Genomic DNA, 11,440 nt, shown 5'->3' with positions numbered 1-11,440 from the left:
CATGGATGATAGGGGCGTGCCGGTCGGCGGTTCCACGGTGTACCTCGAGGTGCTCGGCCCGCTCCGGCTGTGGCGGGACGGCGCCGAGCTGGACCCTGGGCCCCGCCAGCAGGCGTACCTGCTGGCCCTGCTGCTGGCCCGGGCCGGCCGCCCGACGAGCACCGGCGAGCTGATCGACCTCATCTGGGGCGACGAGGCGCCCGCCAGCGCGCTCAACGTCATCCACAAGTACGTCGGGGCGCTGCGCCGCACGCTCGAACCACTGCTGCCGGCCCGCGAGACCGGGTCGTTCCTGCACCGGCGCGGCAACGCCTACCTGTTCACCGCCGAGCCCGACCGGCTGGACCTGCTCGCGTTCCGCCGGCTCGTCGCCGCGGCCGGCGCGGAGCCGCACCCGGAGACGGCCCTCGGGCACCTCGCCGGGGCCCTCGCCCTGTGGCGCGGCCCGGCCGGCAACGGCGTCGCCGGCGGGACCGGCGCGGCCAGTGTGTTCGCCGCGCTGGACGACGAGTTCTACGCCGCCTGCACGAGCGCGGCCGAGCTCGCCGTGGCGACCGGGCGGCCGGAGCCGGTGCTGCCGGCGCTGCGGCTGGCCGCGTCCATGGCCCCGTTCCACGAGCCGGTGCAGGCCGGGCTGGTCGCCGCGCTCGGCGCGGCCGGCCTGCAGGCGGAGGCGCTGTCGGTGTACCGCACGGTCCGCGACCGCCTCGCCGACGAGCTCGGCATCGACCCGGGCCCGGCCCTGGAGGCGGCCCACCGCCAGGTCCTCACCCAGACCGCGGCACCGGCTCCCGCCGGCGCGGCGACCACCAACGCCGCCGCTACCACCGCCGACGACGGGGTGCGGGCGAGCGCCGGGCCGGCATTGGTCGGCCGGGTTGAGGAGCTCGCGATGCTGCGCCAGGCCGTCGAGGGCGCGGTCGCGGGCCGGACCGCGGTCGCCGTCGTCGAGGGCGAGCCCGGCGTCGGCAAGACCCGGCTGCTGGAGGAGGCGGCCGCGCTGGCGGGGCGGCTCGGGGCGCGCGCCGTGTGGGGCACGTGCCTGGAGGGCGACGGCACGCCGGCGATGTGGCCGTGGGAGCAGGCGCTGGGAAGCCTCGCCGGGCCGGACGAACTCGGGCTGCTGCTGGAGCCGCACGACGAGGGCGGCCGGGGCGGATCGGACCGCAACGCCCGGTTCCGGCTGTTCGAGCAGGTGGTCGCGCTGGTCGCGCGGGCCGCGGCGCAGCGGCCCACCGTGCTGATCCTCGACGACCTGCAGTGGGCCGATGCCGCCTCGCTGCAGCTGTTCCAGCACCTGGCGGTCCGGCTGCCGGCCGGCACCGCGGTCGTCGGCGCGCTGCGGGACCGGGCGCCGACGCCGCACGAGCAGCTCGCGCAGGTCCTCGCCACGGCGAGCCGGGTGCCGGGGCACCGCCGGTTCCGGCTCGGCCCGCTCGGCTTGGCCGACGTCACCGAGCTGGTCCGGCGCGAGGCCGGGCTCGACCCGGACGCCGGGGTGGCGCGGGCCATCCACGCCCGCACCGCCGGCAACCCGTTCTTCGTGCGGGAGCTGTCCCGGCTGCTCGACGAGGCCGGTGCGCTGCGCGGCGGCGACGCGGACGCCCCGGCCCGGGTGCCCTCGACCGTGCGCGACGTGGTCCGCGACCGGATGGCCGGCCTCGACGAGCGCGCCCGCGACCTGCTGCAGGTGGCCGCGCTCATCGGCCGGGACGTCGACCTCCGGCTGTTGTCGCGGGCGAGCGGAGTACCGGTGGCGGAATGTCTGGATCGCCTCGAACCGCTGCAGGCCCTCGGGCTGCTCGAACCCGGGCCCGCGGACCCGTCGGCGCTGCGCTTCGCGCACGACCTGGTGCGCGAGTCGGTGTCCGAGACCACGGCGGCACCGAAGGTGGTGCGGCTGCACCTGCGGGTCGCCGACGCCCTCGAGGCCGTCCACGCCGAGGACGAGGCGGTGGCCGAGCGCCTCGCGTTCCATCTGTGGGCCGCGGGGCCGCTCGCCGATCCCGAGCGCACCGCCGCGGCGCTGATCCGGGCCGGGCGGCGCGCCGCGAACCGGCTCGCGTTCGAGTCCGCGGACCGGCACCTGCGCTCGGCGGTCCAGGTCGCCCGCACGACCGGCCGGCCCGAGCTGGAGCTGGACGCCCTCACCCTGCTCGCGATCGTGCTGCGCCGCCAGGCGGGCTACGACGCCTCGATCTTCGACCTGCTGGAGCGGGCCGAGTACCTCGCGCTCGCCCTGGGCCGCGACGCCGAGGCGGCCGACTTCCTGTTCATCCGCGTGATGGGCGGCTACACGGCGATGGAGCGCGACCGCGGCCGGCTCGCCAAGCGCATGCACGAGCGGGGCCAGGCCTCGTCCGATCCGGCCATCCGCCGCTACGGCCGCCAGGCGTGGGGCCTGCACCAGTGGGACATCGGCAACATCGGCGCGGCGTACCGGTCGTTCACCGCCGAGGACGACTCGTTCACCTCGGCGGACACCCCGCTGCGGCGCGACGGCGCCATCCCCGGCGAGGGGCCCGGCTGGCGGGCGGTGACCACGGCCCTGCACGGCGACGTCGGGACCGCGCTGGCCTTCGTCGACTCGTGGGACGACCCGGCCGACCCGTACGCGGCCTCGGTCTGGGTCTACTACACCACGATGATCGCCTCGATGGCCGGGGACGCCGACCGGGCCCGCCGGGCCGGGGAGCGCTGGGTCGCCGCCGGCCTGGCCCGGCTGCGCTCGCAGATCGACCACTACATCCGGCAGAACTGGTGCTGGGCGCGGGCCCTCACCGGCGACGACCCGGCCGGTGCGGCCGCCGAGGCGGAGGAGCTGCTGGCCGCGAGCCTGCTCGACCCGCCGCAGTGGGGCGTCGCCTACCAGTACGGCCTGATCGCCGAGATGTGGCTCGCCGCCGGGCTGCCGGACCGGGCCGCCGGCGCGCTCGACCGGGCCGACGCCGCCCTGTGGGACCACGGCCAGCGCTACGCCGAGGGGTTGCTGCTGCTGGTCCGGGCGCGGCTGGCCGCCGCCCGCGGCGAGCCCGCGGCGGTGGTCCGGGCGGCCGCCGAGCAGGCCCGCGCGCGCTCCGCCGCCGTCGGGTCGCACCTGTTCGCCGGGCGCGCGGAGCGGTTCCTGGCCGAGCTCGGGTCCCCGGCCGCCCGCGACAAGGAGTGAGGCGTGACGCTCTCCGAACTGGCCCGCGGCCTGGCGCCGCCCAAGGCGTTCGTCGACGCCAGCCTCACCGCCCCGGCGGTCGAGGCGATCAGGCTGATCAGCGGCGTGCCCGCGCCCGAGGCGCTGCCGGTCGAGGCGATCGCGAAGGCCTCGGCGCAGCTGTGGGCGGACCCCGCCGCCGCGACCGCCGCCCTGCAGTACTCCCCCGGCCCCGGCCATCCCCGCCTGCGGGAGTGGATCGCGGCGCGGGAGGGCGTCGACCCGGCCCGGATCGTGCTGACCAACGGCGGCATGCACGGCCTCACCCTCGCCGTGCTCACCGTCGTCGAGCGCGGCGCGACCGTCGCCGTCGACGACCCGGTGTTCCCGGGCTTCCTGTGGGCCCTGGAGGCCGCGACCACCCGGATCCTGCCGGTCCCGGTGCGGGCGGACGGGTTCGACGTCGAGCACCTCGCCGGGCGGCTCGCCGCCGGGGAGCGCATCGCCGCCGCCTACACCGTGCCCGACTTCCACAACCCGGCCCAGGTGAGCCTGTCCGCGGACAAGCGGGCGGCGCTCATGCGGCTGGCCGAGCGGCACGGGTTCTACGTGCTGCTCGACGACCCGTACCGCGAGCTCCGCTTCGCCGGCCGCGACCAGGGCGTGGCCGCGTGGCACGACTCGGACCGGGCGATCCACGTCAACTCCTTCACCAAGACGCTCGGCCCCGGCTGGCGGGTCGGCTGGCTGGTGCTGCCCGAGCACCTGGCCGAGCCGGTGCTCGGGCTGCGCGGGCGGCTCGACGTGCACACGTCCTCGGTGACCCAGGCGATCGTGGAGCGCCTCGTCACCGCGGACGACCGGTGGTACGACGACCTCGTGCGCGCGGCCGCCGCCCTGTACCGCGAGCGCGCCCGGGTGCTCGTCGACGCGCTGCACGAGCAGCTCCCGGGCGCCTTCACGATCCGCGAGCCGGAGGGCGGGCTGTTCCTGTGGCCGCGGCTCACCGACGACCGCCTCGACCCCGCGGCGCTGTACCGGCGGGCGGTCGCCGCCGGCGTGATCTACCAGCCAGGGGCGTCCTTCGCGGCCGACCAGACACGGCCGTCCACATCGGAGCGCCACCTGCGCTTCGCCTACAGCGACCGCACCCCGGCGGAGCTGGTGGAGGCGGTGAGCCGGCTGGCGTCGGCCTTCTGAACGGCCGCGCGGACCGCCCAGAAGTGCACCACCAGGCCGACCCCCCAGCCGACGATCGACCAGATCGGCCAGAAGTGCAGCTCCGGGGTGAACAGCCACCAGACCAGCACCTGGATCAGGTTGGCGGCGAAGTAGCACAGGGCGTGGATGCGCACGCCCCAGCGCATGGCGTTCGAGTTCTTGTGCATGGCGTCGGCCTCTCGTTCGGTACGACATCTGCGGTGTGCTCCACAAGCTAGGAGGGCGCACTGCACGGCCAGTGGACGCGCGGGAGCCGCGAATCCACGGGCCGTCCAGTGGCCGTCAACTCCGCCTCGTCACCCTGCGGGCATGGTTGAACACGAGGAAGCCGACGTCGTCGTCATCGGCTCGGGCATGGGCGGGCTGGCCGCCGCGCGCGCGATCGCGCAGTTCGGCGGCAAAAAGGTGATGGTGCTCGAGCAGCACTACACGCTGGGCGGGATGACGCACGAGTTCTCCCGGGCCGGGCGCTTCCGGTTCGGCACGGGACTGCACTACATGAGCGCGAACGCCGGGCCGTTCCTGGAGTTCATGACCGACGGGCGGGCGCAGCTGGCGCCGCTGCCGGACGAGTACGACGTGCTGCACTTCCCGGACTTCGACTTCGCCGTCCCGGCCGGGCCCGAACGGTTCCGGGACCGGCTCGTCGAGCGGTTCCCGGACGAGGCCGGCGCCATCGACGGGTTCTTCCGGACCGTCCGCCGCGCGATGACCGGGCTGGCCGCGCGCAACGTCCTCGCCTCGCTGCCGGCCGGCCTCCGGGCGGTCGGGGCGCCGCTCGTCGAGCGGCTCTACCCGTCGACCTACCGGAACTCGGCCGAGCAGGTGGCCCGCAGCGTCCGCGATCCGCGCCTGCGCGCGATCCTGGCCGCCCGGTGGGGCCTCTACGGCATTCCTCCGACCGCGAGCGCGTTCGGCTACCACGCCGCCGTGCCGCTGACGTTCTTCATGGACGGCACCGCGCACCCTGTCGGCGGGCCGGCGGAACTCGGCCGGATCATCATCCAGATCCTGCGCCGGTACGGTGTCGAGCTCCGCCCCCGCCAGCTCGTCCACGAGGTGCTCGTCGAGCGCGGCCGGGTGACCGGGGTCGACGTCGAGGACACCGGCACCGGCGGCCGCTATCGCGTGAAAACGGCCGCAGTGGTCTCCGCCGCCGGGGTCCGCAACACCTACGCGCTGATCGGCCGAAGTGGACAGTTGACCGGCCTGCCCGCCGAACCGTCGGCGCTCATGCTGTTCCTCGGCATGGACCGCTCCCCGGCCGAGTTCGGGGTGCGCGGCGAGAACCACTGGTTCATGCCGGACCTCGACGCGTACGACGGCACCCTGTACGTGTCGTTCCCGTCGCTGAACAACCCGGCCGCCCGCCACCACACCGTCGAGGTCCTCGAGCTCGTCGACCCGGCCGTCGTCGAGCGCTGGCGGGGCGCGAAGGAGGACGGCTACCGGGAGTTCAAGGCGGCGGTGACCGCGCGGCTGCTCGACCGGCTCGAACGGCAGTGGCCCGGGTTCCGCTCGGCGGTCGCGTTCGCCGAGCTGGGCACGCCGCTGTCGTTCGAGCGCTACCAGGACAGCGCCCGCGGCTCCTTCTACGGCCTCGCCGCGACCCCGCAGCGGCTGCGGTCGGCGCGGGCGGGGTGCCGTACACCCGTGAAAGGCTTGTTCGTGGCCGGGCAGGACGCCTGGGGCTCCGGGGTGGTCGGCGCCCTCGCCGGCGGGCTGCTGGCGGCGAACGCGGTGCTGCGCCCGTCCCAGCTCGGCACCATGTGGCGGACCGTGCGGGCGCGGCCGCCGGCCCGGGACGCGGCGGTGCCGTGGGAGGGTTTCCTGCGGGTGGCGGCGGTCGAGGCGCTGACCCCGCAGGTGCGGCGGATCCGGTTCGAAGCGCTGGACGGCGGGCCGCTGCCGTTCACGTTCGCGGGCGGGCAGTACGTGAAGCTGGAGCTGCCGGTGGCCGTCGAGCCGATCGAGCGCGCGTACTCCATCTGCAGCGGCCCGGACGCCCTGGAGATCGCGGTGAAGCACGAGCCGGACGGGCTCGGCTCCGGCTTCCTGCACACCGACCTCGCACCGGGCCAGGCCCTGCGGGTCAGCGGGCCGCACGGCGCGTTCGTGTGGGAGCCCGCGGAGCACACACTGCTGATCGGCGGCGGCGTCGGCGTCACGCCGTTGCTCGGCATGCTGGCCGGGGCCACCGGGCGCATCGACCTGCTGGTGAGCTTCCGGACCGCGGAGGAGGTGCTGTTCGCGGCGGAGCTGGCGGCGTTGCGGGCGCGGCGGCCCGGCCTGCGGGTGCACGTGGTCCTCACCAAGGAGACGGGCCGGATCGGGCCGGAGACGCTGCGGCCGTTCGCCGGCGCGACCCGGGTCCACCTGTGCGGGCCGGCGGGGATGATGCAGGACCTGATCGGGTACCTCACCGAGCTGGGCGTCCCGCGCGCGGCCATCCACACCGAGGCGTTCGTGTCCGGCCGCAGCGCGCAGACCCGCCGGGAGAAGGCGCACGCGATCGCGCTGGCCGCCGGTTCCGGACCGTTCACCATCGGCGTGGCCGGCGGCGGCGGGGCGTTCCCGTGCCGGCCCGGACAGACCGTGCTGGAGGCGGCGAACGCGGCCGGGGTGGAGCTGCCGCAGTCGTGCGGTGAGGGCTCGTGCGGGACGTGCCGGGTGCGGGTGCTGGCCGGCGGGTACGAGACCGACAGCCGCGGCCTGTTCTCCGCCGGCGAGCTGGCCGCGGGCTGGCGGCTGGCCTGCCAGACCCTGCCCACCGCAGACCTGACGATCAGCCGGTGAAGGTCGGCCTCCGGCAGCAGTAGACCAGGGCGGGCGGGAGGTTCGCCCACACCGTCCTGGTCACCAGCACCTCGTCGAACCCCGCCCGCAGCGAGCGCAGCAGCCGGCGGGCGGGGGCGGCCCAGCGGGTGTGGACGTACGCGAACGTGGTGAATACGCCGTCCGGGGCCAGGGTCGCGGTCACCGCCGACAGCACGCCGCGCTGGCGGGTCTCGGCGAACGCGGCCCACGGCAGCCCGCTGACGATGACGTCGGCGCGGTGGAGGCGGCGCTCGGACAGTACCGTCGCCAGGTTCTGGGCATCCGCGAGCACCACCTCGACCGCGGGGTGCCGGTCGGCCAGCTGCTGCGCGAACCGGGCGTTGACCTCCACGGCGACGTGCCGGCCGCGGCCCGCGAGGCGCTGCTGGATGACCTCGGTGAAGGCGCCGGTGCCCGGGCCCAGCTCGACGACGACCGGCTCGCCGGTGCGGGGTACCGCCGCCGTGGCCAGCCGGGCCAGGCCCGGGCCGCTCGGTGCGATGGCCGCGACCGTCATCGGGTCGCGGGCGAACTCCAGAAGAAACATGGCTCAGCCTGGATCCGCGCAGTGGACGGGCACTGAATCGCCGCGTCCACTGCGCGTCAACTGGGCGCTCATACGGTCTGCGGCAATCCCTTCCGATGAGAGGTCCTTGATGATGCCAACCCGTCGCACCGTGCTGACCGGAACCGCCGCCATCGCCACCGGCGCCATGCTGAGCCCGGCGGCCGCCGAGGCGCACCGCCCCAAACCGACCGTCGTGCTCGTGCACGGCGCCTTCGCCGACGCGTCCGGCTGGAACGAGGTCGCCGGCCGCCTGCTGCGCGACGGCTACCCCGTCGTCGCCCCGGCCAACCCGCTGCGCGGCGTCGCCTCCGACGCCGCCTACCTCGCCAGCGTGCTCGGCACCATCGGCGGGCCGGTGGTGCTGGCGGCCCACTCCTACGGCGGGATCGTCATCACCAACGCCGCCGCCGGCAACCCGAACGTCAAGGCGCTCGTGTACGTGGCCGCGTTCGCCCCGGACCAGGGCGAGAACCTGCTGGGTCTGCAGACCCGGTTCCCCGGCAGCCGGCTCGACGAGTCCGCGCTCGACTTCCGCCCGTACGCCGACGGCCTCATCGACGCCTACATCAAGCGCGACGCGTTCCCGCCGGTCTTCGCCGGGGATGTGCACCGGGGCACGGCCGAGGTGATGTGGGCCGGGCAGCGACCGGCCGACGTGCGGGCGCTGGGCGAGCCGTCCGGCGCACCCGCCTGGAAGAGCATCCCGTCCTGGTACCTCGTGGCCCGCGAGGACAAGGTGCTGCCGCCCGCCGCGCAGCGGTTCATGGCCCAGCGGGCGGGTTCCCGGACCCGCGAGGTCAAGGCGTCGCACGTGGCGATGATCGCCCAGCCGGCGGCCACGGTCGACCTCATCAAGGAAGCCAGCCGCTAGTGCTGGACGAGGAGCAGTTCCGCCGGCTCGCCGCCTATGGCGAGCCGGAACACGCCGAGGCCGGCCGGGCCCTGTTCACGTCGGGCGAGCGCGCGTACGACTGCTTCCTCCTGCGTATCGCCGCCGTGGACATCGTCCGGGACGCGACCGCGATCGAGCCGGAGCGGCTGCTGTTCCGGGCCGGGCCGGGCGACGTCCTCGGCGAGCTGAGCCTGCTGACCGGGCAGCAGGTGTACCTCACGGCGCGGGTCGTCGCGGCCGGCGCGGTGGTGCGCATCGACGCCGCGCGGCTGCGGCGGGCCCTCGCCGAGCAGGCCGACCTCGCCGACCTGCTGATGGTGGCGTTCCGGGAGCGGCGCGAGGTGATCCGCGCCACTCCCGGGGGCCCGCTGCACATCGTCGGGAGTGGGGACTCGGCGGAGTCCCTGGCGCTGCGGACGTATCTGGCGCAGTTCGTGCTGCCGCACACGTGGCTGGATGCTTCGTCGGCGACCGGGCGGACGCTCATGGCGCTGTCCGGGCTCGGCGGCGCGGACCTGCCGGCCGCGGTGACCGGCGGGACGGTGCTGCGCCGGGCCACGCCGGGAGCGGTGGCGGAGGCGCTCGGGCTCACCTACCGGGCCGACGGGGGGCCGGTCGACCTGGTCGTCGTCGGCGCGGGGCCGGCCGGGCTGGCGGCCGCCGTGTACGGGGCGTCCGAGGGCCTGCGCACCGTGCTGCTGGACCGGGCCGGGGTCGGCGGGCAGGCGGCGAAGAGCGCCCGGATCGAGAACTACCTCGGCTTCCCGGACGGGGTCAGCGGGGCGGACCTCACCCGGCTGGCGATGCTGCAGGCGCTCAAGTTCGGGGTGAAGCTCTTCGCGCCGTGCGCGGTGAACGGCCTCGACCTCACCGACGAGCACCGGCCGGTCGTCCGGCTGGAGCACGGCGAGCGGATCCCGTGCCGCGCGGTGATCGCCGCGACCGGGGCCGGCTACCGGCGGCTGGACCTGCCGCGGTGGGCGGCGTTCGAGCGGGCGGGCTGCATCCGGTACGCGGCAACCGATCTCGACGTCCGCGACTTCGCCGACCGCGCGGTGACCGTGCTCGGCGGGGCGAACTCGGCCGGGCAGGCGGCGCTCTCGCTGGCGGCCCACGGGGCGAGGGTGCACCTGGTCATCCGGGGCGCGCGGCTGGAGGCGCGGATGTCGGCGTACCTGGTCGACCGGGTGCGGGCGGATCCGCGGATTCGGGTGCTTCCCGGGTGTACCGTCCGCGAGCTCGCCGGCGACGCCACCCTCACGTCGATCGTCACCGAGAACGCGGGCGGGCATCGGCAGCGGATCGAGAGCGGGGCCCTGTTCTGCTTCATCGGCGCCGATCCGGGCTCGGCCTGGCTCACCGGGGTGGCCACGGATGCCGACGGTTTCGTGCGCGCCGACGGCCCGCTGCCGTTCCAGACCAGCGCGGCCCGGGTGTTCGCGGTCGGCGACCTGCGGGCGGGTTCGGTCAAGCGGGTGGCCTCGGCGGTCGGGGACGGGGCGGGTGCCGTCGCCTCCGTGCACGCGGCGCTCGGTCGGGCGTAGCGGCGGCGCTCCCGCATGGCGCGGCGATTCGTGGGTAGCGTCGCCGCACTGGCCGCCATCGGTTTCCTCGTGTTCAGGAGGTTCAGCCATGACCGGGCAACAGACCGAGAAGGCGCTAGTGTCCCGCGTCAGAAATTCGTCGGCAAAATCGTGCGAGTGACTCGAGGATCTCTTCGGCGGTCTTGGTCCAGATGAACGGTCGTGGATTGCTGTTCCAGTCGGTGATCCACGATCGGATGTCTGCTTCGAGTGACTGCACGCTCTTGTGGGTGCCGCGGCGGATCTTCTGCTCGGTGAGGAACCCGAACCACCGTTCGACCTGGTTGATCCAGGATGAGCCGGTCGGGGTGAAGTGCATGTGGAAGCGGGGGTGCCGGGCGAGCCAGGCGCGGATCTGCGGGGTCTTGTGCGTGCCGTAGTTGTCGCACACCAGGTGCACGTCCAGATCGGCGGGCACGGTCTTGTTGATGGTGGTCAGGAACTTCTTGAACTCCGCGGCCCGGTGCTGGCGGTGCAGTTCGCTGATCACGGTGCCGTCGGCGATGTTGAACGCGGCGAACAGGCTGGTGATCCCGTTGCGGTGGTAGTCGTGGGTGCGCCGCTCGGGCATGCCGGGCATCATCGGCAGCACGGGCTGGGACCGCTCGAGAGCTTGGATCTGGGACTTTTCATCGACACACAGCACGACCGCCCGCTCCGGCGGGTTGTGATACAAGCCGACGACGTCGACGACCTTCTCGATGAACTGCGGATCGGTGGACAGCTTGAACGTCTCCGCCAGGTGCGGCTTCAATCCGAAGTCCCGCCAGATCCTGCCGACCGTGGACTTCGACATCCCGGACCGTTCCGCCATCGACTTACGCGACCAGTGCGTGGCGTTGCGCGGCGTCTGCTCCAACGTCGTCACCACAACCTGTTCGATCCGGTCAAGGCCGATCGACGGCGGCCGCCCCGGCCGCTGCTCATCAATCAACCCATCGAGGCGGATCGCCACGAACCGCCGGCGCCACTTGCTGACCGTGTCCGGATGCACGCCCAAATTCGTTGCCACGTCGGCGTTCGAGGCACCTTCAGCACACGCCAGGACAATCCGCGCCCGCATCGCAAGCACCTGCGCCGTCTTCGCCCGCCGCGACCACCGAACCAGCACGGATCGCTCTTCATCAGTCAGCACCAGCGGGGTAGTGGGACGCCCGGTCCTCGGCATCCCACCATCCTACTCACACTTAACCGACGAACTTTTGACGCAGGAC

Annotated in this window: 8 protein-coding genes; 5 read left to right on the top strand and 3 right to left on the bottom strand. The window is 74.5% G+C overall.

Translation table 11 applies throughout. The annotated features are described in order from the left end of the window. The first annotated feature begins 16 nt into the window (after positions 1–16). Positions 17–3,166: an ATP-binding protein gene (locus tag ACQP00_RS22600; RefSeq protein WP_433222119.1), complete on the top strand. Its 3,150-nt coding sequence runs from the start codon at positions 17–19 to the stop codon at positions 3,164–3,166. Positions 3,167–3,169: 3 nt separating this feature from the next. Next, entirely contained in the window at positions 3,170–4,345 is a 1,176-nt protein-coding gene (locus ACQP00_RS22595) for a PLP-dependent aminotransferase family protein (protein ID WP_433222117.1), read from the top strand. On the opposite strand, the gene ACQP00_RS22590 is transcribed toward ACQP00_RS22595, so the two are convergent. Further along, complete coding sequence (locus ACQP00_RS22590; RefSeq protein ID WP_433222115.1) at positions 4,282–4,533, bottom strand: 2TM domain-containing protein; 252 nt, start codon at positions 4,531–4,533, stop codon at positions 4,282–4,284. The two genes, ACQP00_RS22595 and ACQP00_RS22590, sit on opposite strands and share 64 nt — an antisense overlap. 142 nt (positions 4,534–4,675) lie before the next feature. Here ACQP00_RS22590 and ACQP00_RS22585 point away from each other — a divergent pair, with 142 nt between their 5' ends. Beyond that, positions 4,676–7,162 (top strand): 2Fe-2S iron-sulfur cluster-binding protein, encoded by a 2,487-nt coding sequence (locus ACQP00_RS22585; RefSeq protein ID WP_433222113.1) that lies wholly within the window; start codon positions 4,676–4,678, stop codon positions 7,160–7,162. Here ACQP00_RS22585 and ACQP00_RS22580 read toward each other — a convergent pair. Next, positions 7,152–7,730 (bottom strand): class I SAM-dependent methyltransferase, encoded by a 579-nt coding sequence (locus ACQP00_RS22580; RefSeq protein ID WP_433222111.1) that lies wholly within the window; start codon positions 7,728–7,730, stop codon positions 7,152–7,154. The genes ACQP00_RS22585 and ACQP00_RS22580 overlap by 11 nt on opposite strands. 109 nt (positions 7,731–7,839) lie before the next feature. Here ACQP00_RS22580 and ACQP00_RS22575 point away from each other — a divergent pair, with 109 nt between their 5' ends. Together ACQP00_RS22575 and ACQP00_RS22570 are read left to right on the top strand one after the other, a co-directional pair. Continuing rightward, positions 7,840–8,622, top strand: a complete 783-nt coding sequence (locus ACQP00_RS22575; RefSeq protein WP_433222109.1) for an alpha/beta fold hydrolase — start codon at positions 7,840–7,842, stop codon at positions 8,620–8,622. After that, complete coding sequence (locus tag ACQP00_RS22570) at positions 8,622–10,187, top strand: FAD-dependent oxidoreductase (protein WP_433222107.1); 1,566 nt, start codon at positions 8,622–8,624, stop codon at positions 10,185–10,187. Before ACQP00_RS22575 ends, ACQP00_RS22570 begins: the two co-directional genes overlap by 1 nt. A 115-nt stretch (positions 10,188–10,302) precedes the next feature. Here ACQP00_RS22570 and ACQP00_RS22565 read toward each other — a convergent pair whose 3' ends face one another. After that, entirely contained in the window at positions 10,303–11,394 is a 1,092-nt protein-coding gene (locus ACQP00_RS22565; RefSeq protein ID WP_433221255.1) for an IS630 family transposase, read from the bottom strand. Positions 11,395–11,440: the final 46 nt, after the last annotated feature.

The sequence above is a fragment of the Dactylosporangium sp. CS-047395 genome, from assembly GCF_050942185.1.
In the GTDB taxonomy this organism is placed as follows: domain Bacteria; phylum Actinomycetota; class Actinomycetes; order Mycobacteriales; family Micromonosporaceae; genus Dactylosporangium.
This window is presented reverse-complemented; position numbering and strand designations above follow the sequence as displayed.

Excerpts from the sequence above, each read along its gene's own strand:
- ACQP00_RS22590 (WP_433222115.1), bottom strand. The coding sequence starts at position 4,533 with ATGCACAAGAACTCGAACGCCATGCGCTGGGGCGTGCGCATCCACGCC.
- ACQP00_RS22585 (WP_433222113.1), top strand. The coding sequence starts at position 4,676 with ATGGTTGAACACGAGGAAGCCGACGTCGTCGTCATCGGCTCGGGCATG.
- ACQP00_RS22580 (WP_433222111.1), bottom strand. The coding sequence starts at position 7,730 with ATGTTTCTTCTGGAGTTCGCCCGCGACCCGATGACGGTCGCGGCCATC.
- ACQP00_RS22575 (WP_433222109.1), top strand. The coding sequence starts at position 7,840 with ATGATGCCAACCCGTCGCACCGTGCTGACCGGAACCGCCGCCATCGCC.
- ACQP00_RS22565 (WP_433221255.1), bottom strand. The coding sequence starts at position 11,394 with ATGCCGAGGACCGGGCGTCCCACTACCCCGCTGGTGCTGACTGATGAA.